The sequence below is a fragment of the Pseudomonas sp. Pme6b genome, from assembly GCF_058129925.1.
Genome location: NZ_CM176704.1, coordinates 3,993,093 through 4,017,046, shown reverse-complemented (window position 1 = coordinate 4,017,046; position 23,954 = coordinate 3,993,093). Strand labels below are relative to the sequence as shown.

At 57.3% G+C, this 23,954-nt stretch carries 19 protein-coding genes, 1 pseudogene and 1 other annotated feature; of the genes and pseudogenes, 5 read left to right on the top strand and 15 right to left on the bottom strand.

The annotated features are described in order from the left end of the window. Position 1: 1 nt before the first annotated feature. The 8 genes from AC4ANE_RS18150 to ccoN form a co-directional block, all read right to left on the bottom strand. Positions 2 to 538: a FixH family protein gene (locus tag AC4ANE_RS18150; protein WP_002554253.1), complete on the bottom strand. Its 537-nt coding sequence runs from the start codon at positions 536 to 538 to the stop codon at positions 2 to 4. Between the two features lie 10 nt (positions 539 to 548). Next, the gene (gene ccoG, locus AC4ANE_RS18145) at positions 549 to 1,961 is read right to left on the bottom strand and encodes a cytochrome c oxidase accessory protein CcoG (RefSeq protein ID WP_031595107.1); all 1,413 of its coding nucleotides are present in this window, start codon (positions 1,959 to 1,961) and stop codon (positions 549 to 551) included. 64 nt (positions 1,962 to 2,025) lie between these two features. Continuing rightward, a complete protein-coding gene (locus tag AC4ANE_RS18140; RefSeq protein ID WP_002554251.1) occupies positions 2,026 to 2,478 on the bottom strand; it encodes a type II toxin-antitoxin system VapC family toxin in 453 nt (150 codons plus the stop codon). Then, positions 2,478 to 2,729 carry a type II toxin-antitoxin system prevent-host-death family antitoxin gene (locus AC4ANE_RS18135; protein WP_002554250.1) on the bottom strand — a complete coding sequence of 84 codons (252 nt, stop codon included), beginning with the start codon at positions 2,727 to 2,729 and terminating at the stop codon, positions 2,478 to 2,480. The genes AC4ANE_RS18140 and AC4ANE_RS18135 overlap by 1 nt, the downstream gene beginning before the upstream one ends. Before the next feature lie 124 nt (positions 2,730 to 2,853). Beyond that, positions 2,854 to 3,831, bottom strand: coding sequence for a cytochrome-c oxidase, cbb3-type subunit III (ccoP, locus tag AC4ANE_RS18130; RefSeq protein WP_002554249.1), 978 nt, complete (start codon positions 3,829 to 3,831; stop codon positions 2,854 to 2,856). Beyond that, the gene (locus tag AC4ANE_RS18125) at positions 3,828 to 4,019 is read right to left on the bottom strand and encodes a CcoQ/FixQ family Cbb3-type cytochrome c oxidase assembly chaperone (RefSeq protein WP_002554248.1); all 192 of its coding nucleotides are present in this window, start codon (positions 4,017 to 4,019) and stop codon (positions 3,828 to 3,830) included. The genes ccoP and AC4ANE_RS18125 overlap by 4 nt, the downstream gene beginning before the upstream one ends. Before the next feature lie 5 nt (positions 4,020 to 4,024). Further along, positions 4,025 to 4,633 (bottom strand): cytochrome-c oxidase, cbb3-type subunit II, encoded by a 609-nt coding sequence (ccoO, locus tag AC4ANE_RS18120; protein ID WP_460408448.1) that lies wholly within the window; start codon positions 4,631 to 4,633, stop codon positions 4,025 to 4,027. Continuing rightward, entirely contained in the window at positions 4,633 to 6,075 is a 1,443-nt protein-coding gene (gene ccoN, locus AC4ANE_RS18115; RefSeq protein WP_002554246.1) for a cytochrome-c oxidase, cbb3-type subunit I, read from the bottom strand. The genes ccoO and ccoN overlap by 1 nt, the downstream gene beginning before the upstream one ends. Before the next feature lie 666 nt (positions 6,076 to 6,741). On the opposite strand from ccoN, the gene AC4ANE_RS18110 reads away from it, so the two are divergent. Next, the gene (locus tag AC4ANE_RS18110; RefSeq protein WP_002554245.1) at positions 6,742 to 7,431 is read left to right on the top strand and encodes an alpha/beta family hydrolase; all 690 of its coding nucleotides are present in this window, start codon (positions 6,742 to 6,744) and stop codon (positions 7,429 to 7,431) included. A gap of 1 nt (position 7,432) precedes the next feature. Here AC4ANE_RS18110 and AC4ANE_RS18105 read toward each other — a convergent pair whose 3' ends face one another. The 3 genes from AC4ANE_RS18105 to AC4ANE_RS18095 all read right to left on the bottom strand — a co-directional run bounded on the left by AC4ANE_RS18105 (position 7,433) and on the right by AC4ANE_RS18095 (position 11,507). Continuing rightward, a complete protein-coding gene (locus AC4ANE_RS18105; protein WP_005731593.1) occupies positions 7,433 to 7,891 on the bottom strand; it encodes a hypothetical protein in 459 nt (152 codons plus the stop codon). 91 nt (positions 7,892 to 7,982) lie between these two features. After that, a complete protein-coding gene (locus tag AC4ANE_RS18100; protein ID WP_031595106.1) occupies positions 7,983 to 9,575 on the bottom strand; it encodes an immunoglobulin-like domain-containing protein in 1,593 nt (530 codons plus the stop codon). Positions 9,576 to 9,626: 51 nt separating this feature from the next. After that, positions 9,627 to 11,507: a hypothetical protein gene (locus tag AC4ANE_RS18095; RefSeq protein WP_002554241.1), complete on the bottom strand. Its 1,881-nt coding sequence runs from the start codon at positions 11,505 to 11,507 to the stop codon at positions 9,627 to 9,629. 337 nt (positions 11,508 to 11,844) lie between these two features. Between AC4ANE_RS18095 and AC4ANE_RS18090 the strand changes: the two genes are divergently transcribed. The 3 genes and pseudogenes from AC4ANE_RS18090 to AC4ANE_RS18080 all read left to right on the top strand — a co-directional run. Further along, positions 11,845 to 12,342, top strand: a complete 498-nt coding sequence (locus AC4ANE_RS18090) for a hypothetical protein (RefSeq protein WP_460408447.1) — start codon at positions 11,845 to 11,847, stop codon at positions 12,340 to 12,342. A gap of 12 nt (positions 12,343 to 12,354) precedes the next feature. Next, positions 12,355 to 13,577, top strand: a protein-coding gene (locus AC4ANE_RS18085) for an IS3-like element IS51 family transposase (RefSeq protein WP_095178853.1) whose coding sequence is annotated in 2 segments (ribosomal slippage) — positions 12,355 to 12,640 and positions 12,640 to 13,577 — 1,224 coding nt in all. Because the reading frame shifts where the segments join, the coding sequence is not laid out codon by codon here. Beyond that, positions 12,633 to 12,749: a sequence feature (AL1L pseudoknot), on the top strand. (Overlaps the previous gene by 117 nt.) Positions 13,578 to 13,607: 30 nt before the next feature. Continuing rightward, positions 13,608 to 15,455, top strand: a pseudogene (locus AC4ANE_RS18080) (autotransporter outer membrane beta-barrel domain-containing protein); the annotation flags it as partial. A 64-nt stretch (positions 15,456 to 15,519) separates the two neighbouring features. On the opposite strand, the gene AC4ANE_RS18075 reads toward AC4ANE_RS18080, so the two are convergent. The 4 genes from AC4ANE_RS18075 to acnA form a co-directional block, all read right to left on the bottom strand. Then, positions 15,520 to 16,044 (bottom strand): hypothetical protein, encoded by a 525-nt coding sequence (locus AC4ANE_RS18075; protein ID WP_002554239.1) that lies wholly within the window; start codon positions 16,042 to 16,044, stop codon positions 15,520 to 15,522. Between the two features lie 931 nt (positions 16,045 to 16,975). Continuing rightward, entirely contained in the window at positions 16,976 to 18,541 is a 1,566-nt protein-coding gene (locus AC4ANE_RS18070; RefSeq protein ID WP_031595104.1) for a methyl-accepting chemotaxis protein, read from the bottom strand. 96 nt (positions 18,542 to 18,637) lie between these two features. Next, positions 18,638 to 19,411 carry a CPBP family intramembrane glutamic endopeptidase gene (locus AC4ANE_RS18065; RefSeq protein WP_460409004.1) on the bottom strand — a complete coding sequence of 258 codons (774 nt, stop codon included), beginning with the start codon at positions 19,409 to 19,411 and terminating at the stop codon, positions 18,638 to 18,640. 147 nt (positions 19,412 to 19,558) lie between these two features. Continuing rightward, entirely contained in the window at positions 19,559 to 22,303 is a 2,745-nt protein-coding gene (acnA, locus tag AC4ANE_RS18060) for an aconitate hydratase AcnA (RefSeq protein WP_460408446.1), read from the bottom strand. 192 nt (positions 22,304 to 22,495) lie between these two features. Here acnA and rlmM point away from each other — a divergent pair, with 192 nt between their 5' ends. Then, entirely contained in the window at positions 22,496 to 23,569 is a 1,074-nt protein-coding gene (rlmM, locus tag AC4ANE_RS18055) for a 23S rRNA (cytidine(2498)-2'-O)-methyltransferase RlmM (RefSeq protein ID WP_002554235.1), read from the top strand. The last annotated feature ends 385 nt before the right edge of the window (positions 23,570 to 23,954 follow it).

Below are 23,954 nucleotides of genomic sequence, written 5' to 3'. Positions count from 1 at the left end.
TTCAGTCTTTCCGGCGTTGCGCGGCTTGCAGGGGTTCGTCGCCCAGGGTCAGGTCAGCAGCGTCGACCTGCTCTTCTTCGAACAGACGCCAGGTCTGGTCGCCTTCGACACCCAGCAGTTCCACAAAGCGCCGACCCTCGACCCGGTCTTGCAACTGCCCGATGTAACGGCCCGGTTCAGACGGGCTGCGGGTCAGGAACACACGGCGATCACTGGCAGGGCGCGTCGGCGAAATAAGGTTCAACTCCAGACGCTCCGGGTTGCTGTTGCCGCTCAGGCGCAGCTCGACTTCGCCGGTCAACTCGTCCAGATGTACACGGGCGTGCAGTTTGAGGTTTTGCGCAAGCACTTCCCGATTCAGCGAGCGATTGATGCCTTTGCCGGCCTCGTAGTAATTATCGGTAACCAGCGGGTCAGGGTTGGTGACTGCAATGAACACCATCGACAGGCTCAACGTCACCGAGCAGGTCAGAATGGCGATGATGATCCATGGCCAGAGGTGCCTGTACCAAGGGCTTGCAGCAGTCGCAACGGGCATGACGGTGCTCTTAACGAAGAGGTGGGCCGATGAAACGGCTTTTGGTGTCGACATGTGTGTCGCTGTCGATGTCCTTGAGGGTAAAGGTGACTTCATTGCTGTGTGCCGGGAGCTTTTCGGGCGCGCTGGAGAGCTCCACCGGCAGGCTGACGATCTCGCCTGCCGGGACGTTTATTTCCCGACGGCCCTGCAGTTTCAGGTCGGGCAGGCCGCTGGCCTCCAGCACATAGTCGTGATCCACCTGATCCTTGTTCATCACTTTCACGGTGTAGACGTTTTCGATACGGCCTTCGGCGTTTTCCCGAAAAAGCATACGGTCCTTGCTGACCTCCAGACCCACCAGCCCACGCATGCAGAAGGCCGCGATCAGCAGCCCGATCATCAGCAACAGAACCAGTGCATAACCGATCAGGCGCGGGCGCAAGGTGCGGGTGCGCTGCCCGGACAGATTGTGTTCGGTGGTGTAGCGAATCAGGCCGCGAGGGTAGTCCATCTTGTCCATGACTGTATCGCAGGCATCGACGCACGCCGCACAGCTGATGCATTCCACCTGCAGGCCGTCACGAATGTCGATGCCGGTCGGGCAGACCTGCACGCACATCATGCAGTCGATGCAGTCACCCAGCCCCAGTGCCTGAGGATCAGCCTCCTTCTTGCGCGGGCCTCGGGCTTCGCCACGATTCTGGTCGTAGGAGATGATCAGCGTGTCCTTGTCGAACATCACGCTCTGGAACCGCGCGTAGGGGCACATATAGATGCACACCTGCTCGCGCAGCCAGCCTGCATTGAGGTAAGTGGCCAGGGTGAAGAAGCCGACCCAGAAATACGCCCAGCCATCCGCTTCGCCCGTGAACAGATCAATGCACAAGTCGCGAATGGGAGAGAAGTAACCCACGAAGGTCATGCCCGTGGCAAAGCCGATCAGCAGCCACAGGCTGTGCTTGGCGAGCTTGCGCGCCAGTTTGCCGGTGCTCATCGGGGCATGGTCAAGCCTGATGCGCTGGTTGCGGTCACCCTCGGTGACTTTCTCGCACCACATGAACATCCAGGTCCAGACGCTTTGCGGGCAGGTGTAGCCGCACCATACCCGTCCGGCATAGACCGTGATGAAGAACAGCCCGAAGGCTGCAACGATCAGAATGCCGGACAACAGGATGAAATCCTGCGGCCAGAACGTCGCGCCGAAGATGTAGAACTTGCGTTGCGGCAGGTCCCACCAGACCGCCTGGTGCCCACCTTTATTGAGCCAGACCGTGCCAAAAAAGATAAGCAGCAACACGGCACCGCCCAACATGCGCACATTGCGAAACAGACCTTTGAACGCGCGGGTGTGGATTTTCTCGCGCGAGGCATAGAGGTCGATGAATTCGCCGCTTTTTTCGGATGGCGGTGTGATGTCGTGTACTGGAATCTGGTTGCTCATTGATGGGTCCAGCGGCGGTGGAGTAGCCCGGGCCGATACAGGTCAGGCAGGTTTACATCCGCGTTCAACGTGACGCACGTGAGTAAACGGCCGCTTCTTCATTCAACTGGCTGACCCAGGGGTTGAGCAGCGCGACCCCGCACGACTGAAAATCGATTGTGTTGCGTGTGACCACAGTCATGCCATGCACCAGCGCAGTAGCCGCGATCAACGCATCGCATTCGCTGCGCGGGTCGGGAACATGCAGTTGGGCGCAGCGCCTTGCGACCTGAGTATCGACTGTCAGGATACGCCCGGCGAACGCTTTCAATACATGCTGGTCAAGCCACATTCGCAATACTGCACCCTGTGCCGGGTCGCGGCGTTCGATACGCAGGATACCTGTTTCGAGCTCAAGAATCGTGATGGACGAGATGAACAGGCTGGAGGCCATCTGTGTTCGCGACCAGCGAAGCACGTTGGCGTCTGCAGTGCGCTTTCTGAGCTCTGAAACCACGTTGGTGTCGAGCAGGAACATCAGGACAGATCAACCTGTCGCGGGGTGATCACGGCACGCTGAGGCTCGAATTCGATATCGATGTCAGTGGGCATTATCAGCATGTCGGCGATGCTTGCTGCGCTGCCGGTCAGCTTCAGGTAATCCTCGATGCAAAGCAGCACATGGGCCGGGCGACCTCGGTCGGTAATGAACACGGGGCCTTCATTCGCGGCCTTCTTGGCCCCGCTGGTGTCCTGATTGAATTCACGGCTGGAGAGGGTAGTGGTCATGTGCGCGACTTCCAGAATGAGTAGACAGATTATTGTGGTCGTGAAGGAGTCTAGTCATGTAGAGATGTAACTACAACGAATTTGTTCTTTCAGAATGCAACAACCATGCGCTAATCGAGCCGCGTCATCTGGATTCAGGTGGCTTCTCCTGGCGGGACATGCTGTAAACATAGGCAGCCAGAATGTGAACCCGGTCATTGCCTCGCAGTACCTGCTGAGCGGGCATCTGGCCCTGGCGGCCATCGCGAATGGTCTGCTGCAACTGCGCGAAGCTGGAACCGTAGATAAACGCGTTGGGATGCGTCAGGTCCGGCGCGCCGAGAATCGGCATTCCCTTGCCTTCTGGCCCGTGACAGGCAACGCAGAGTGTCGCGAAGGTCTTCTGGCCCGCGACCGGGTCAGCTTTGGCACCTTCGGGCAACTGCCGGGCGTTCAGTTGGTTCAGCACGTAGGCCGACACATCACGCACACCCTGTTCGCCCAGCACTTCGCCCAGGGCGGGCATCACGCCCATGCGCCCGGCCATGATCGACGTCTTGATCGCCTGAGCGTCGCCGCCCCAGCGCCAGTCGGCATCGGTCAGATTGGGAAAGCCGTAGGCGCCTTTCGCGTCAGAGCCGTGGCAGACCGAGCAGTTGGAGGCAAACAGGCGAGCACCGATTTTCAGCGCCTGTGGGTCTTTGGCTACCTCCTCGACGGGCATGGCGGCGTATTTGGCGAACAGCGGGCCATAGCGGGCCTCGGCAACGGCCACTTCCCGTTCCCATTCGTGGACACTGCTCCAGCCTTGCTGGCCGTCGGAGAATTGCACTTTGCTGTCCTTGTCCCGATAGTCGTAACCGGGCAGCAAACCCTTCCAGTTGCCCAAGCCCGGGTACAGGACTAGATACCCCAGCGCAAAAACGATGGTCGCTATGAATAGATAGAACCACCATCTGGGTAGTGGGTTGTCGTACTCCTCAATGCCGTCGAACGCATGGCCGACGGTCTCATCTGTCGGTTCGTCGGGCTGACCTTTGCGCGTGGACAGCAGCAGCCAGAGCATGGCGATGATTGTGCCCAGCGTCAGGACCGCGACGTACAGGCTCCAGAACGTACTCATGGTTGATCTTCCCGTTCAGCCCTGGCGCGCTCGACCCTGCCTATGGCCTCGGGGTCATCTGCGAAAGGCAACAGGGTCGCATCGTCGAAGTGCGCCTTGCGGGCAGGGCTGAACACCCACAGCATCAGGCCGATGAACGCAACCATCACGACCAGTGTGCCAAGGCCTCGAATCATTCCGATGTCCATCATGTTCACCGTTTGCTCTTGATGAGCGTGCCGAGGCCTTGCAGATAGGCCACCAGCGCGTCCATTTCAGTCTTGCCCTGCACGGCGGCGGCCGCACCGGCGATGTCCGCGTCGGTGTACGGGGTGCCAAGGGTACGCAGCACTTGCAGCTTTTTTGCCGTCTGCGTGCTGTCGATCTTTTTCTCGGCCAGAAACGGATAGGCGGGCATGATCGACGTTGGGACCACGTCCCGAGGGTCATTCAGGTGCACACGGTGCCACTCATCCGAGTAGCGACCGCCGATCCTGGCCAGGTCCGGCCCGGTGCGTTTGGAACCCCATAGAAACGGATGGTCCCAGACGCTTTCGCCCGCCACCGAGTAATGCCCGTAGCGTTCGGTTTCGGCGCGTAATGGCCGGATCATCTGTGAGTGGCAGCCTACGCAACCATTGGCGATGAATACATCGCGGCCTTCTACCTCCAGCGCGCTGCGTGGTTTCATGCCTTCGATCGGTTGATTGGTCACATCCTGAAAAAACAGCGGGACGATCTGCGTCAGCCCGCCGATGCTCACGGCAATAACCATAAAGAACGCCAGCAGGCCGATGTTTTTTTCGAGCACATCATGTTTCATCAATGCGCTCCCACGACGGCAATGCGCGCAGCGGCCTCGGCCGCCTGCGGGTCAGAGGCTCGCACTGTACGTATCACGTTGTAGGCCATCAACAGCATGCCGCTGGTGAAGATGGCACCGCCGATGGCGCGCACGATGTAGCCGGAGTGACTGGCCTGCATGGTCTCGATGAAGGAATAGGTCAGCGTGCCGTCGTCGTTCACTGCACGCCACATCAGGCCCTGGGTGATGCCATTGACCCACATCGAGGTGATGTACAGCACAGTACCGACGGTCGCGAGCCAGAAATGCGTGTTGATCAGGCCGACACTGTGCATGTGCGGACGGGCGTAGAGTTTCGGGATCATGTGATAAACCGACCCGATGGTAATCATCGCCACCCAGCCCAATGCCCCGGCATGTACGTGGCCGATGGTCCAGTCGGTGTAGTGCGACAGCGAGTTGACGGTCTTGATTGCCATCATCGGGCCTTCAAAGGTCGACATGCCATAGAACGCCAGCGAGACCACGAGAAAGCGCAGTATCGAATCGGTCCGCAACTTATGCCATGCACCCGACAGTGTCATCATGCCGTTGATCATCCCGCCCCAGCTGGGTACCAGCAGAATGATCGACATGACCATACCCAGCGACTGTGCCCAGTCTGGCAGGGCGGTGTAGTGCAGATGGTGCGGACCGGCCCAGATATACAGGGTGATCAATGCCCAGAAATGCACGATGGACAAACGATACGAGTACACCGGGCGCTCGGCCTGTTTGGGCACGAAGTAATACATCATGCCGAGAAAGCCGGTAGTCAGGAAAAAACCTACGGCATTGTGCCCGTACCACCACTGGATCATGGCGTCGGTCGCTCCGGCGTAGGCCGAATAGGATTTGAACAGGCTGACCGGCAGCGAGATGTGGTTGACGATGTGCAGCATGCCGGTCACCACGATGAATGCGCCGTAAAACCAGTTGGCGACATAGATATGCCGGGTCCGGCGTTTGACGATGGTGCCGAAAAACACCGCAGCGTAGGCGGCCCAGACGATCGCCAGCAGAATGGCCACCGGCCATTCAAGTTCGGCATATTCCTTGGTGGTGGTGTAGCCCATCGGCAGCGTCACGATGGCGCCGACAATCACGGCTTGCCAGCCCCAGAAGGTAAACGCCGCGAGGCCATCGGAAACAAGCCGTGTCTGGCAGGTGCGCTGTACCACGTAATAAGAGGTGGCAAACAGCGCGCAGCCACCGAACGCAAAGATCACCAGGTTGGTGTGCAACGGCCGCAGGCGTCCGAAGGTAGTCCATTCAAGTTCCAGGTTCAGTCCCGGCCAGACCAGCTGCGAAGCGATGAACACTCCCAGGCTCATGCCGATCACGCCCCAGACCACGGTCATGATGGCAAACTGGCGCACCACTGTGTAGTTGTAGGTCGTCGGACTGGTTGTTGTGTTCATTACAGACTTCCACGATTCAGATGTTGACCGCAGACGTAATCGGGCTCGGGCGATGCATCGCTGGAAATGGCATCGAGGCACACGAAAAGGCAGGGGCAGGAACAGACAGGCACATTAGCGAGCGTCAAATGGTTGCAGCAGACGTGTGTCGACGAGTTTAGCTTTGAAAGAAGGGTGTGGGAAGCCGCAGCGCGGAGCGGATAATCTGCGTTGTATTGTCAGCGAGTATTCCGCACCCCGTTGCAGGGTGCGGAGTTCACGCATCGCCGCTGGATTGGAGCAAAGCGGTGGCGACCCTCGCGTACAGACGAGTTGATCAGGACTCGCGCAAAGACTGTCACGCATGTTCAATCGGCGGTTGCATCTGTCATAGCCCAGCAAACTGGCCTGAGCAGGCATATGACTCTGGCGACCGACTCAGCGGTTCTGTTGCAATTGTGCGAGGCCAGTACCGTCAATGAAACCGCCCGGCGGTGTCAGGTTTGGGGCGCTCATCGCCTTGGTACTTTTACCTTGTGCACCTTGGCAGATTAACCGGGCGGACCTGAATGGTGGCTGTCCGGCAGGGCCTGTCGGTGCGTCCACGCGCTCTGCGCTTGCGCGATTCACGCAGGATTCGCGGTTATAGTAGCGGGCTACTCTGAGATTCATCTGAACGAGGCAAGCATGAGCAAAGGCCCACAGCCCGGCACTGGCAAGGATCAATGGCTGCAACTGATCAACGAAAAAGGCTGGTTATGGACGCCCACCCTGCGGGCAGACGCGCAGGAGGCGCCCACCTTGCTGCTGGCACATGGCGCAGGCGCACCGATGGACAGCGATTTCATGAGCCACATGGCCACCGATATTGCGGCGCAAGGCGTCAGCGTCCTGCGCTTCGAGTTTCCTTACATGGCCCTGCGGCGTCACGGCGGCAGCAAGCGTCCGCCCAATCCGCAGGCGCAATTGCTGGAATGCTGGCGAGAGGTCTATGCCTTGGTCAGGCCTTTTGTGGCTGGGCGACTTGCTGTTGGCGGCAAGTCGATGGGCGGGCGAATGGCCAGCCTGATTGCCGATGAGATCGAGGCGGATGCGCTGGTTTGCCTGGGGTATCCGTTCTATGCCGTGGGCAAGCCGGAGAAACCGCGCGTGGCCCATCTGGCTGAATTGAAAACACCTGCTCTGATCGTTCAGGGCGAGCGCGATGCGTTGGGTAATCGCGAAGCAGTGGAGGGTTATGCGTTGTCCAGCGCTATTCAACTGCACTGGTTGCCGACCGCCAATCACGACCTCAAACCATTGAAAGTCGCAGGTATCAGCCATGAACAATGCCTGGTCGAGTCGGCGCAAGTGATTGCCCGCTTTCTGCGCACCTGATTTATCGGCAATGTACGTCGAAAAAGCCGTTGGTCACTTCGAAATTAATCGATGACATGCTGAAACTGAAGCGTCCGCGCAGGCGCAGAGTATAGGGATTGGCTTCCAACAGGCTCAGGGTGCCGTTTTGAAAGTGTGCCGAATGATAGAGGGTGTTCTGCCGGTGCTGCGTCTCGTTGTAAATCACTTTGATCTGGGCATGGCCTGGCAGATTGTGATCACCGGGTTTCAGGTCGTTGTCCAGAAACAGCCCGATAGTCGTTCGTTTTGTGCCCACCTTGCCGTCGACGATCAGCTTCCATACCCACTGATCGGGTGCCTGCTCCAGCTCAGCCCGCAGGGTCAATTGGCCCGCCAGGGCAAGCACCTTGAACGGTCGCTTATTGACGCAGGCCTGAAAGCTGCCTTCACACGACGCGGGACGAACAAAGCGTTTGGCTGGGGATGTGGTGGGGTGCATGGCCTGACTCTGTAGAACGTATGAATAGAAGCAGGGCGTTGCCCTCTCAGGTAACGCCCTGTTTGATAATTACAGGTTCATCAGTTTTCGATCATCTGATGCCAACGCCAAGACTGGAGTTGTGGCTCTTCAACTTGAAGTTTCCGCCAGAGACCATGTTCTTCACGTAGTACCAGTTCCAGCCCCCGATGCCGGCGCTTGAAACAGTGGACGACCAATAATTACCGTTGCCCATCGGCCAGCGATTGCCGTACAGGTTATAGATCTCCACCAGTTCGTGAATAGTCGGAATCCTTGCGCCGTTGTTGCCTGCGTTTTTGCTGATCTGAGAAAAGCTCCCGCTGCCCAGGCCGATGCAATGGATGACGCCGACGACGGTGATCAGGTAGCTTTTACTCGCGCCCGAAGCATCGGACGCCGTAATGGTGGCCGTGCCGTTGCCTCGAACCGAGGCCAGGCCGTTGCTGTCCACTTTCGCGACCAGCGGGTTGCTCGATGTGTACTGATAGGGTGCCTGTCCGCCGCTGGCCTGACGCTGAAGGGTGGTGTCGGCCGGGAAGTTCGGCAGCAGGTCCGGCGAGCCCGGAAGCAGATAAACCTTGCCGGCCAGCGTAACCGGCGAAGTGTCCAGCACCAGCTCGGGCTGCCCCATCAGAATCTGCAAGGCCAGTGTGTCGGATACCTGTACCAGACCATTGACGCGATTGACCACATAAGAAACCGCCACCGTCTGCCCGGCGTTTGCCGTTACCAGCGCCGCAGCAAACACTACCTCCAGCGTCTTGCCCGCGTCCGCGCCGGTCAGCGTCTTTTCCCGTGTGTCATTGCCGTTGGGCCCTTGCCATTGCACGATCACCTGATCGCCGGCTTTCAGGTTGGCGGTGGCGTCGATCACTACGGTTGCCCCGGATGGGGCGTTAGCTGGGTCTAGCGTGTTGCCGGTGGCTTCTTTTATGGTTGGAGTGGGCAGGGGCGTTGCTTGCGCGAGTTGCAGCTTCACGTCCACCGCCTCCGAGGCCATGGACAGATTCCCTGCCAGATCTGTAATCGTGTAGTAAACCGGCGCCTCAATGTCGCCGATCAACTCCAGAAACGGCCTGGCGAAGTCGACCATTGTTCGTTTAAGACCCACGTCATCACTGCTCACCACCGCCATCGGACCGGGCAGATCATTCCAGTAGGTGCGGACAACATCGCCCTCCTGCATGCCGTTGTAGCTGGCAATCGTCCCTGAAAGCACGTTACCCATGGTTTGCAGTTCTTCTGAGGTCAGACCGTTCTGTACCTGCGTGGGAAAAATGATGGGGGCCAGCAGCGGATCGCCAGGCGGGGTAAGGTCTACGATTACAACTGCCTCGGCAGAAAACTCGACGACCATATTGATCGGGTTTTCGACCGCGTAAGCCACAGAGTGACGACCTTCCGTCAACAGCTCGGATGGAATGTGCAGCATGAGGTCGTCACCTGGCATCTGCGAAAGCAGGATCTCTTTCTTGAGACCAATAAGCACTCCATCGAAGTACAGCTGATAGGTATAGCCGGGGCGCGCGCCTTGCCAGACGTTCAACAGCACTTCGAGGGGCGTGTTCAAACTGTCGATGGGTAATAGCCCATCGTTCAAGGCGGCTGCGATGACTGGCGCAGTCAGCACGGTTTCTTTTTTTTCAGTCGCAAGGTTATACATGGGTGTTCCTTATAAGTTTAAAAGTTGCGGGCGTTGTGAGCCCGCAACGGTTTAGCGACCCAGACAGGTAAAGTCGGTAGGTTTAAGCATATGCACGATGACGCGAGTGACCGTGGAGTTTGCCGGACTTTGATTGCTGCCTTCGACAGGGTCGACGGTATAACTCGCCTCCGCAAACCCTGTGCAAATAAGCAGTGTGTTGATCTGAGGGACCTTGAATACATGCCCTTGCACAACATCCACTTCATCCAGCTTACGAGTCGTCACATAAGTAGCGGCTTCGATGGGATTATTGAAGTCGTCAAAACCCTTGAACGTGAAGGTGATCTTCTGGCCCTCGGCAATATTTACATAAGGTGAAACTTTTACATCGGCACCGTCCGGATTTTCATTGGGGCCCAGCACTCCGTTGGACGTGAGATTGAACGTGGGCCCGGTCAATCCGTTTTCGCCACCGGGTTGCTCTTCTCGAGACCGTACTGTTACAGGCTGAGTCGGACTCGTCATACTGTTTGGGTTTCCTGTACGCGTGACTGTGAAATACACGGGAATGGCTTCGCCGGTGCCTTGCAACTTCATCAGCTCGTTATCAATCGGAATAATCAAGTCTCTTGCCGCTGCAACGTCGCTAGACCGTATTTGATACCACTGCGTTTTTACCTGATTGCCCCAGTACAGGTTCAGATCATCATTGATTTCGAACCCCGTATTCCAGGCCACCCCCCCTCTGCCGTTCAACTCGTAATCGTCTTCATCGATAAAGTTGTCCTGAGTGTTCGGGTTTTGTACGCTCGTCCCTTGTATCGTCAAATTGTTCAAGGGGGTGGGGAAGGGAAGTGTTGTAAAAACGTCTATATGGGTGTCCAGCGATGTGCCCGTCAGTTCGCCGTTGCGAAACACTTCATAATGAACCGCTGTGTCGCCTTGCGGACCTTGGGCAATGGCCTCAAATGGCAGTTTCAACGTGAGTATGACGGCTTCATCTTCGTCGCCAGGCGCGACGAATACAGGGGTCAAGGGATTACTGGTGCCCCAGAATAGCTGGATGCTATCAAGCGCCGCTGCGCCCGGATAATGGGGGATGTCGACAAGTACTCCCGCTTGAGCTTCCAGATAATCAACCAGATCGCCTACCGCTTGATCAATGACAGGTGCCGGATAATCAGAAGGCAAGTCTTTCAGCCTTAATTTCACCTCTACAGTGTTCGAGAGGATTGAAGGGTTGCCCGCACGGTCGATGACCTGGTAACACACCTGCTTTTCTTCCTCCCCCAACGTTTGTAGAAACGCTCGTGTAAAAGTGACCGAGACCTTGTCCAGCCCCATATCGGTTTCGTTGACGACAGCAGTGGGGCCTACGATATCTCCCCACCTGGTCAGAATGCGGTCATGCTTGGCCATACCGGTGTAGCCGGCAATCTGTACATCAAGTTGGCCACCCAGTTGATCGAGCTCGGCGGCAGTCAGACCGTTCTGGATCTCGGCTGGGAACTGTATGGCAGCAAGCTCCGGAGCGCCTGGCGCTGTCCGGTCGATCTGAATCCGGAAAATTTCCGATTTCTGTTCTACCTGATTGATCGGATTGACAACGACGTACGCGACATCGTGGAAACCTTCCAGCAACAGTTCGGCCGGGATCTCCAGGTGCAGGGGGTCTCCTGGTGCATGTGAGGGCAGAATCAGTTTTCGGGGACCGGTCGCGATACTGTTGAACAGCAGTTGATAGGTGTAACCAGGAAGTGCGGCTGGCCATACAACGAGATCGACCGTCAACGTTTGGGATGCGTCAGCGACCGGTATGAGCCCTGGCGTATCCTGATCATGAAATGCGACTGCAATATCGGGTGCAGTCAATACAAGATTCAAGTTTCGATGCCTGTTTCCGGAAACTGAAACAGGTGTTGGGAGATAGTTGTTTGAGCAATTTTTCATGTGTAGATGCCTTGTCATTAAAATTTTGTAGGGGATTTCCTACTTTTTCGAGCGCGTTTCTGAATAAGGTTTTTTTGGCTGGTACTTGGCGAAAGAGCTAATGATGTTCCCAGTCACAATTGGACGTAATAGGGTTTTAGTGGGTTGGTCAAGTGGTTGCGTGGGAATTATTTAATTGGTTTGCGAATTTTTTGCTTGGCGTCCATTTGGATGCTCGCTGTAAGAAAATTCTTATATTATTTTGGGAATGATCCTACGTTTTGGGTATTGAACAGGGCCAGAGTTTATGAATTAAGTGAGCTATCTTTCCACTCTCAAAAAAACGAGGAGATGGACGGTGTCTAGTAGAAGAAGTAATGTCGTTAAGTCGCGGGGTGGCGCGTTTCAACTTGCCGTGATTGCCTTTGGTGCTCTAGCTAATGTGCAGGCGTCGGCAGCGGCATCGAGCGATAATAATGGTCTGTCTTTAGACACTGAAGCAGTCACCGGATTGTGGCCGGATGAAAAGTTGCCAGATGAAACCGTTAGACGGGCTGAAATCATTACCGTAGGTCCTGATACTCCCTTCGATTCTTATCATATTGGTGATCAAAGTATTCTTAATATTGTCGGTGGGCGAGCAGACCAGGTGGTTGTGAGAGACGCTACTGTCAATATTCAGTCCGGCGTGGTTGAAAGCGGTATCAGCCTTTCCGATGCGCTGGGTAGTCTCTCCAACGCTACCGTGAAAAACGCGACAGATAGCGGCATTGTTCTTCATGGAGTGATGGGCTCTATCAACCCTGGCTCCACGGTATTGAACCGCCCCGGGTTTCTCGGAGACTCCAACCTTTGAGAGGATGGAGCGATGAAAAAACTACCGAAGTATTCCCCAGAGGTCCGTGAGCGGGCCATCAGGATGGTTTTCGAACACCTTCCTGAGTACGAGTCGCAGTGGGCCACCATCAGTGCCATTGCCCCCAAGATCGGCTGCACGCCCGAGACATTACGGCTGTGGGTTCGCCAATCTGAGCGCAACAGCGGCCAGCGTGATGGGCTGAGCACAGTCGAACGTGAGCGAGTCAAGCTCTTGGAGCGTGAGAACCGTCAGTTGCGTCAAGCTAACGAGATCTTGCGTAAGGCCTCAGCCTATTTTGCCCAGGCGGAGCTCGACCGCCCATTCAAACGATGAAGACGTTTATTGATGAAAACCGCCAGTCTTACGGGGTCGAGCCGATTTGCAAGGTGTTGCCAATCGCCCCGTCGACGTACTACCGGTACGCTGCTCAGCAGGCTGACCCCAGCCAGCAGTCAGCGCGTGCGCAGCGTGACCAGGAACTGGGTGAGCACATCCAGCGAGTCTGGGATGAGCACTTCCAGGTATATGGCGTGCGCAAGGTCTGGCGACAATTGCTGCGTGACGGACTGCAAGTCGCCCGCTGTACGGTGCAACGTCTGATGGGAGAGCTGGGCCTGCAAGGCGTGGTACGCGGCAAGCCCGTCAAGACGACGGTCAGCGACCAAGCCAGGCCGTGCCCGCAGGATCATGTCAACCGTCAGTTTGTGGCTGAGTGCCCGAACGCCCTATGGGTATCGGACTTTACCTACGTCAGTACCTGGCAGGGTTTTGTTTACGTGGCCTTCATCATTGATGTCTTTGCCCGATTCATCGTCGGTTGGAAGGTGTCCAGTTCAGCGCGTACCGATTTTGTACTCGATGCACTGGAGCAAGCCCTTTACGCCCGTCGCCCAGTCAAGCAGGGTGGACTCATTCACCACAGTGACCGTGGCGTGCAGTACGTGTCCATTCGCTATACCGAGCGTCTTGTCGAAGCCGGTATTGAGCCATCGGTCGGGAGTGTCGGTGACTCTTACGACAATGCTTTGGCTGAGACCATCAATGGTCTTTACAAGGCTGAAGTGATTCATCGACGCTCTTGGCCCACACGGGGGGCGGTGGAGCTGGAAACCCTGAAATGGGTGGACTGGTTCAATCACCGCCGCCTGCTGGAGCCAATCGGTCATATTCCACCGGTCGAAGCAGAAGCAATCTATTATCAGCAACTCACCGAGTCTGCCCAGGTGGCATGACTCAAACAAAAGGGTCTCCGAGAAACCCGGGGCGGTTCAGTATCGGCTCATTCAAGCGATGTATCGGGATCGGGCTACGGTATTTCAGTCGGGTTGTGGGGGGCGCTGAGTATTTTCAATACCGATGTGCGCGGGTTTGCGTCGCAAAGCAAAAGTGGCCAGGGGATTTTTGTTTCTGGCGCCAATGTGCTGATCGCCGACAACAGTCATGTGACAGGCGACATGAATGGAATCCATCTGGTAGATGGATCCCAAGCCGGAATACTGGTCGGAAACAAGTCCGTTGCTGTGATTGACCGATCGATAGTCCAGGGTTTGGCCGGGGCCGCCATCAAAGTAAACCAGCGCGCTGCGCTCGACATCGAGGCCGACATTGCTGTGCAAAACCATTCCGAGCTATGGGCCGGAAATGGCAACCTGCTGGAGGTGGAAGATCACAGCACTGTCAACTTCAACGTCGACAACAGCACCCTCTACGGCGACCTTGTCGCCGATGACACCAGCACCCTGAACATCACGCTGCAAAACGACGCGCAATTGAACGGCAACATCGTCAATGGCAACCGTCTGGCGATTACCTCGGGCAGTCACTGGCAGATGCAGGGCGACAATGCCGTCAAGTCGCTTTCTCTGCACGGGGGGAGGGTTTCGTTTGCTGGTGAAGGGTTCCATACACTTTCGCTGAATGAGTTGTCAGGGGGCGGCACGTTTGGCTTGCGCGTGGATCTGGACAACGGTGTCGGAGATCTTATAGACGTCAACGGCCCGGCCAGTGGGCAGTTCGGGTTGCGGGTGCGCAACACGGGGGTGGAGGTTGTCTCTGCTGACATGGCACCGCTCAAGGTGGTGCATACCGAAGGTGGTGACGCGCAATTCAGCCTGCTGGGCGGGCGTGTCGACCTCGGCGCCTATTCTTATCTGCTGGAGCAACAGGGCAATGACTGGTTCATCGTCGGTAAAGACAAGGTCATAAGCCCCTCGACCCAGAGCGCACTTGCGCTTTACAGCGCGGCACCTGCCATCTGGATGAGTGAGCTCTCTACCCTGCGTTCGCGCATGGGCGAGGTTCGCGCAAGCGGCAGGGCGGGCGGCTGGATGCGTGCCTATGGCAACAGGCTTAATGCCACGACCAGTGATGGTGTCGGCTACCGGCAGAAGCAAAGTGGCCTGTCGCTGGGTGCCGATGCGCCTGTCGAGGTCAGCAGCGGCCAATTGGTGTTGGGTGTGCTGGGAGGGTACAGCACGTCCGGTATCGATTTGAGCCGTGGTACTACGGGAAAAGTCGACAGCTACTATGCAGGTGCCTATGCCACCTGGCTGTCGGACGACGGCTACTACGTTGACGGGGTGCTCAAGCTCAACCGCTTTCGCAACAAGGCAGATGTTGCCATGAGCGATGCAAGCAAGGCCAAGGGTGACTACACCAACAACGGGGTAGGGGGCTGGGTAGAGTTCGGCCGCCACATCAAGCTGGCGGACGATTACTTCCTTGAGCCCTTCGCTCAGCTGTCCAGCGTTGTCGTTCAGGGGCAGGAGCTGCGCCTGGACAACGGCATGAAAGCGAAGAACGATCAGACCCAGTCGGTATTGGGCAAGGTTGGCACCTCGCTCGGCCGCAGTGTTGCGCTCAAGGATGGCGGAGTGTTGCAGCCTTATGTGCGTGTCGCCATTGCGCAGGAGTTTTCGCGCCATAACGAGGTGAAAGCCAACGATGTTAAATTTGATAACAGCCTGTTCGGTTCTCGCGGCGAACTGGGCGCCGGGGTATCGGTGTCGCTGTCCGAGCGTCTGAAACTGCATGCAGACTTCGATTACATGAAAGGTCGGCATATCGAGCAACCCTGGGGTGCGAATGTGGGGCTACGCCTGGCATTCTGATTCTTAAGGCCAGTACCTGAGCAACACCAGAGTCCCCGGTGAGTGATCACCGGGGGCTCTTCAGTTATTGATCGATAAACCTGCGTTTGCGTTGCCTCTGTCGGGACGTGACAGGCACTGCATAGTTGACGTTCACCCGCAACACCGGCGATGTGCCGATCAGGCGATGATCGCGATAAAGCTCGTAATACAGGTCAACCAGACCGTACTGAACATAGGGCGTGAAGTTGTAGGAAATACACAGCACACGTACCACGCTGTTTTCGCCTACCCGATGGAAAAGCGTTGTCGATGACAGGTTTTTCCCCCAATAGAAATGGATTTCGTCACCCCAGCACATTTTGACCGACCCGGGGATATGAATGGTAATGCCCGCATGTGCCTGTTCGTGACTGATGGAATCAGGATCGATGTCAGGCAGCACAGGTGCTTTCAGCGTGTTGGAAATATCGGACGGAAGATGGAGGGGGCTCGCCTGTCGGTAGAGGCTCTCGTGGGGTGGGGCTTCTTGAACAGCACTCGCGCTTTTGGGGTTGTTTTTTTCTTTTTGGGTGCGCGCCGCTACATCCGTGGATTGTTCTTTATCCATCGTAAACTCTTTTATTGACATTAAGTTGAGTTGTTATGTATATGCCGGCAGTTGTCGGCAGCGGAAATATTACAAGGCACATAAGTGTTCAGGTCAAGTGTCTGCCCATTTCAAAGCCATGCACGGGTTGTGTATGGTTGTGAGGTTACATTTTGTAGCATGTGCGTACTAAATTATTGATCATTAGTGTCAAGGATGCTGTAAATAAAGGGTAAAGCTGGGTGCAGGTATTTTTCTTGAACTTTTTCTGCGTGAAATACCTGTAGGACGTTAACTACAGATAAATCTTACAAAAGGTAAAAAACTGCGTTTTGTCTAGATTCCCACTCATGCATAGGAATATTCACTCAACTTTATCATTAGGGTCTCGCACGCATCAGCGTGCGAAACCGTCAAGTTGTAGGCAAGAAATGTAGGCTGCTGTGCTTAAAGCTGCATTGACAGCGTCACGGAGTGCGAGAGTAGTGACGCATTGTCCGCACAGTCGATGACCTTATAGTTGATCGTGACATGGTCGCTGGCAGGAACCTCTGACTGAAAGCTATCTACAGGGCTTGCTGCTGGAACACGGGTGTGGAAAATTGATAGTACTCGCTGAAATCCTGCAAGTTGTCTCTCCAATTAAAAAGGCAGGCGCCACATGGCGCAGAGCTGAAGTTTTTACTCAAGTGATAAACGATAGTTACAGGGGTAATAAATAACTACCGCACCACTTGAATTTCAACTCATCGGAGTATGAGTGCGCTGTAACGGTAAAAAGTGCTACGTTGCTGTCGTCGAAGGTGTTAAAGAAATATCCTACGCAGTCTTCAGATCGCTTCCCGGATTCTGTCAGATTTATATTTAAAACTAACCGCGCACACCACTAGCGTTCCATAAAAAAGCCCCGACCAACCGAAGTTTGTCGAGGCGTTGAAAACAGTCTCAAGTCTCAGCGATTAAATCGCTCCACCAACGAATACTGCGAGTTTGCCGTATCGGTCAGTTCACCACTCAACACTGCCGAGCGATGGGCTTCGTCCGATGTCTGGTCAGCCAGGCTGGCGATGGTGGCGATATTGCGGTTGATCTCCTCGGCGACGGCGCTTTGCTCTTCAGTGGCGGTGGCGATCTGGGTGGTCATGTCAGTGATGTTGGCGACGGCCTCGCTGATGCCCACCAGTGCCTGGTCCGCTTCCAGCACCCGGGCCACGCCTTCTTCTGCCTGACGGCGACCTGCGTCCATGGTTTGTACCGCGTCGTTGGCGGTCTGCTGCAGTTTGGCGATCAGACCATGGATCTGCCCGGTGGACTCAGCAGTGCGTTGCGCCAACTGGCGTACTTCATCCGCCACGACCGCAAAGCCGCGGCCCATCTCGCCGGCGCGCGCCGCTTCGATCGCGGCGTTTAGGGCCAGCAGGTTGGTCTGGTCGGCGATGCCTTTGATCACATCGACCACGCCGCCGATTTCATCGCTGTCCTTGGCCAGTCGGATCACGGTCAGGCCGGTTTCACCCACCGAGGTGGACAGGCGCTGAATGGCTTCGCGGGTTTCACCGGCGATATCGCGGCCGCGACGCGTCAGTTCATTGGCCTGCTGGGTGGCATCGGCAGCACGGTTTACGTGGCTGGCGACTTCCTGGGTGGTGGCGGCCATCTGGTTGATCGCGGCGGCGACCTGCTCGGTTTCCACACGCTGGCGCTCCAGCCCGGTCGAACTGGCATTGGCCAGCGAGTTGGACTGACGAGCCTGACTGGTCAAGTGTTCGGCGGTGTCCTGCAAACGCGTGAGACAAGTCTTCAGACGTGCTTCCTGGCTGAGGATCGACATTTCCAGGCGCGCTTGTGGGCCACGGCTGTCGGTATACATCTGTGCGATGAGTGGGTCAGAGGTCGTCTGCTCGGCCAGGCGCAACAAACGTTTGGTGCCGCGCTGCTGCCAGGACAACCCCAGCAGGCCCAGTGGCACTGAAAGCGCCGCCGCCAGGGCAAAGCCCCAATGCGAGTTGAGCCATACGCCGATCAGGAAGCTCAGTTGACTGACCAGAATGAACGGCAGCCAGTCCTGAAGTACCGGCAGCCACTTGTCGCGGCTCGGTATCGCGCTCTTGCCCTTGTTGATCCGGGCATAAAGCGCCTCGGCACGACGGATCTGTTCGGCTGTCGGTTTGATGCGTACCGACTCGAAACCCACCACCTTGCGGTTTTCCAGCATCGGCGTTACGTAGGCGTTGACCCAGTAATGATCGCCGTTCTTGCAGCGATTCTTGACGATGCCCATCCACGGCTGCCCGGTTTTGAGAGTGGTCCACATGTGCTCGAAAACCGCAGGTGGCACGTCCGGGTGACGCACGGTGTTGTGCGCTGCACCGAGCAGTTCCGCCTCGCTGTAACCACTGATGTCGACGAAGGCATCGTTGCAATACGTGATCGTACCGCGGGTGTCGGTGGTGGAGATCAGTCGCTGCTCGGCAGGAAAAGTCCGCTCATGTTGAGTGATGGGCTGGTTGTTGCGCATTGGGTTTCGATCCTTCGATCCGGAAGACTATGGTGTGTTATCGGCCGGCGTGTCGATAAATTGAGCGGTGCGTCACAAATGACCGGGCAGTCAGCATTACCGGCCAAGCATGGGGTAGGTGAAAAGCCCGAAGTGCACCAGATTCAGACCGAAGTGACTGATGATCGCCGCTTGCAGGCCACCAAAACGAAACGCGATGCCGTAACCCACACCTGCCATGCTCGCCAGCACCATCCACTCCCAGCCGGCGCCTGTGTGAGCGAGCCCGAACAGGCTTGCAGCAAGGGTGATCGACAGTGCGCTCGCAAACCTAGAGCCCTTGAACAGGCGCTGCAGACCGCCTTGCAGATATGCGCGAAAAAACAGTTCTTCGGTCAGGGTCACCAGCAACAGGTTGTTGAGCAGCCATATCAGGCCTTGATCAGGCCATTTGGGTGCCCAGCCGACAACGTTGAGAATGACGGCTGCTGTCATGCAGAACGCTGACGTCACGATCAGCGCGAGAACGCCGGTTTGCAGCGAATGGGTCATGTCGACCCTGGGCATGATCCACGGGCAGGCCAGTATCAGCCAGAAGCCGATCAGAGGCTTGTCCAGATAAAGCGACATGGAAAAAACCTGGGCATCGGCCGTGAATCGGGTGGCCTCGATGACTTGCGCGCTATTGAAGCCGGGTGCCAGATGAAAAGCCAACGCGAGGCCCGTCACAATAAACAGCGCGTGACCAAAAAGGCGGATGTATTGATGGGAGGGCAACGCCACGCATAACCAGGCGAGGAGCAACAGGCTGAAACTTGCGGCCGCAGAAGGGGCAAGGCTGCCATAGGACAGTGCAAGCGCGTAGCCAGCACTCAGAAGAAAGAGAACCAGCCGTGCCTCGTACTCATGAGATACATCCTGCTTCAAGAAGCGCAGGATTCTATCCGACGTCCAGCGATGCCGGTTTGAGCTTAGACAAATCTTCATGCACGAGCCTGACCCCTAAGCTGGGGCAGGCTGCGTGTCAGGCAATGCGTGTCAGGAAGCGATCAGCTGTCGCAACACGTAATGCAGAATGCCCCCCGCCTTGAAGTATTCCACCTCGTTAAGCGTGTCGATGCGGCACAGCACGTCGACGGTTTCCTTGCTGCCGTCTTCGCGGTTGATATGCAGAGTCAGGCTCATGCCCGGTTGCACGTCGGCGTTGGTCAGTCCGGTGATTTTCAGCGTTTCCTTGCCGGTCAGGCCCAGTGTCTTGCGGGTCTGGCCGTTCTTGAACTGCAAAGGCAGCACGCCCATACCGACCAGATTCGAGCGATGAATCCGTTCGAAGCTTTCGGCGATGACAGCCTTGACGCCTAACAGATTAGTACCCTTGGCCGCCCAGTCGCGACTGGAGCCAGTGCCGTATTCCAGCCCCGCGATGATCACCAGCGGCGTATTTTCTGCCTGGTAGCGCATGGCTGCATCGTATATCGCCAGCTTCTCGCCGGAGGGCACATGCAACGTGTTACCGCCTTCCTCACCGCCGAGCATTTCGTTGCGAATGCGGATATTGGCGAAAGTGCCGCGCATCATCACTTCGTGGTTACCGCGGCGTGAGCCGTAGGAGTTGAAGTCCTGATACTTGACGCCTTTTTCCTGAAGGTAGCGTCCGGCGGGGCTGTCGACCTTGATATTCCCGGCAGGGGAGATGTGGTCGGTGGTCACCGAGTCGCCCAGCAAGGCGAGGATGCGCGCGTTTTCCACGTCTTCGCTAACCGGTAATGGACCACCGATGTCTTCGAAGAACGGCGGGTGCTGAATGTACGTGGAGTCGTCCTGCCAGACATAAGTGGCGGCCTGTGGCACTTCGATGGCTTGCCATTGTTCGTCACCGGCAAACACTTCGGCGTATTCCTTGTGGAACATACCGGTGTTGACGCTGGCCACCGCATCGGCGATTTCCTGCTGGCTTGGCCAGATATCGCGCAGGTAAACCGGTTTCCCGTCCGACCCTTCGCCCAGTGGCTCGCTGCTGATGTCGATTCGCACCGAGCCTGCCAGTGCGTAGGCGACCACCAGAGGCGGCGATGCCAGCCAGTTGGTCTTGACCAGCGGATGGACGCGACCCTCGAAGTTGCGGTTGCCCGAGAGCACCGAGGCCACTGTCAGGTCGGATTGCTGAATGGCTTTTTCGATAGGCTCCAGCAGTGGGCCGGAGTTACCGATACAGGTGGTGCAGCCGTAACCCACCAGATCGAAGCCCAGGGCGTCGAGGTATTGGGTCAGACCTGCCGCGTTGTAATAGTCGGTCACGACTTTCGAACCGGGTGCCAGCGAGCTTTTCACCCAGGGCTTGCGCTTCAGGCCTTTCTCGACAGCTTTTTTTGCCACCAGCCCGGCGGCCATCATGACGCTGGGGTTTGAGGTGTTGGTGCAGGAGGTGATCGCCGCGATGACCACGGCACCGTCCTTCAGGTTATAGGTCTGGCCGTTGTACTCATACTGGGTTTCACCGCTGACCTGAGCCTCGTTGCCCACCGCGACACCGCCGCCGCCTTCGCTTTCCAGACGACCTTCGTCGACCTTGGCGGGCTTGACCTGCAAACCGAGAAAGTCGCTGAATGCCTTGGATACATTCGGCAGCGCGACACGGTCTTGAGGACGTTTGGGGCCTGCAAGGCTGGCTTCCACGGTACTCATGTCCAGTTCCAGACTGTCGCTGAACACCGGTTCCTGACCTACCAGACGCCACAGGCCCTGAGCTTTGCAATACGCCTCGACCAGCTTGACGGTCTCGTCAGGACGACCGGACAGACGCAGGTAGTCCAGCGTCACCTCATCGACCGGGAAGAAACCACAGGTCGCGCCGTATTCCGGTGCCATGTTGGCAATGGTCGCCCGGTCTGCCAGTGGCAGATCAGCCAGGCCGTCGCCGTAGAACTCGACAAACTTGCCGACCACACCTTTCTTGCGCAGCATCTGGGTGACCGTCAGCACCAGATCGGTGGCGGTGATGCCTTCCTTCAATTTGCCGGTCAGCCTGAAACCGATGACTTCCGGGATCAGCATCGACACCGGTTGGCCAAGCATCGCCGCTTCGGCTTCGATACCGCCCACGCCCCAGCCCAGCACGCCAAGGCCATTGATCATCGTGGTGTGCGAATCGGTGCCGACCAGGGTGTCGGGGAACGCGTAAGTGCGGCCGTCTTCTTCCTTGGTCCACACAGTGCGGCCCAGGTATTCGAGGTTCACCTGATGGCAAATGCCGGTGCCGGGCGGCACTACGCTGAAGTTATCGAAAGCGCTCTGGCCCCAACGCAGGAACGCGTAGCGCTCACCGTTGCGCTGCATCTCGATGTCGACGTTCTCGCCGAACGCTTCGGCGTTGCCAAACTTGTCGACCATCACCGAGTGGTCGATGACCAGGTCCACCGGGGACAGCGGGTTGATGCGCTGCGGGTCACCACCAGCCTTGGCCACGGCAGCGCGCATGGCGGCCAGATCGACCACTGCCGGCACACCGGTGAAGTCCTGCATCAGCACGCGGGCAGGGCGGTATTGAATTTCCCGGTCCGAACGGCGCTCGGTCAGCCAGTCGGCAATAGCCTTGAGGTCGTTGCCAGTGACGGTCTTGTTGTCCTCCCAACGCAGCAGGTTTTCCAGCAGCACTTTGAGTGACATGGGCAGCTTGTCGAGGTCGCCAAGGGAGCGGGCAGCTTCCGGCAGGCTGAAATAATGATAGGTCTTGTTGTCGATTTCGAGCGTTTTCAGGCTCTTCAGGCTATCAAGGGAGGGCATGAATGTCTCCTTTCTGGATTGTTCTCCGAACATCGGTTCACGGGCTCCATGTGCATCAGGTCGGGAGCGCCGCATCAGGCTTCAACTGCTGTGGACTGTTGCGCAGCACCAGTGGTTCCTGGATTGGGCTATCATGCGCGGCTTTCAAGTCTGCGGGGTTACGCCCGAGTGCCCACTGCCCAGGAGTAACCCATGAATACACTGTTTATGCACTGCCGACCCGGTTTTGAGGGCGAAGTCTGCTCGGAGATATCCGATCACGCCGCGCGCCTGGACGTTGCCGGGTACGCCAAGGCACGTCCCGATACCGCCTGTGCCGAATTCATCTGCACCGAGGCGGATGGTGCCGAACGGTTGATGAATGGTCAGCGTTTCGACGCGCTGATCTTTCCCCGGCAATGGGCGCGGGGGATGTTTCTCGAGTTGCCGGAAACCGACCGCATCAGTGTGATCCTTGCGCAGCTTTCGGCGTTTCCGGGCTGCGGCAGCCTGTGGCTTGAGGTCGTGGATACCAACGACGGCAAGGAGCTGTCGAATTTCTGCAGGAAGTTCGAGGCACCGCTGCGCAAGGCTCTGATGCAGGCAGGCAAGCTGGTTGACGATCCGCGCAAGCCGCGTCTGTTACTGACCTTCAAGAGTGGCCGTGAAGTGTTTCTCGGTCTGGCCGATGCGGACAACTCTGCCATGTGGCCGATGGGCATCCCGCGCCTCAAGTTTCCCCGCGAGGCGCCTAGCCGTTCCACCTTGAAGCTGGAAGAGGCATGGCACCATTTCATCCCCAGAGACCAGTGGGACGAACGCCTTTCCGGCGACATGACCGGCGTGGACCTTGGCGCCGCACCGGGTGGCTGGACGTATCAACTGGTGCGCCGGGGCATGCTGGTGACGGCCATCGATAATGGGCCGATGGCGGAAAGCCTGATGGATACCGGGCTGGTCCAGCACTTGATGGCTGACGGTTTTACCTACAAACCCCGGCATCCGGTGGACTGGATGGTCTGCGACATCGTCGAGAAGCCTGCGCGCAATGCCGCGTTGCTGGAAACCTGGCTGGGTGAAGGCCTGTGCCGCGAAGCAGTGGTCAACCTCAAACTGCCGATGAAACAGCGCTACGCCGAAGTACGCCGATTGCTCGACCGTATCGAAGAAGGCTTTCAGGCGCGTGGCGTACGGGTGTCGATCGGCTGCAAACAGCTCTACCACGACCGCGAAGAAGTCACCTGCCACCTGCGCAGGCTTGATGTGGCCAAAGCGGCCAGAAAGTGATTTCTCACACTCGCGCCGCATGCTTCAGTGACTATCGGATTTCAGTGACTATCGGATTATCGTGCCAATGCTCCGCGTTGGTACGCAGTTCGTGACGCTCTGCGTCACAAATCTTCGATACGAAACAATGTCATGCCTTACACGCAGTCGCTGCCAACGCAGTGCTTTTCAACCGCGATGGCACTGTCTACGCAGAGTGCGACGTTAGTGACGGCTAAGTCCTGGCGCTGATCCGGGGGTAGCCTGGCAGGACGCCAGGCTAGCCGCACCGGGCCATGGATGGCCTGTTGCGGCGACCCCCGGATCAGTGTCAGGGCGAAGGAACCCGACGCAGTCGGGCCGGAAACAGGAGCGAGGGGGTTTGGTTACTTTGCCCCGTCAAAGT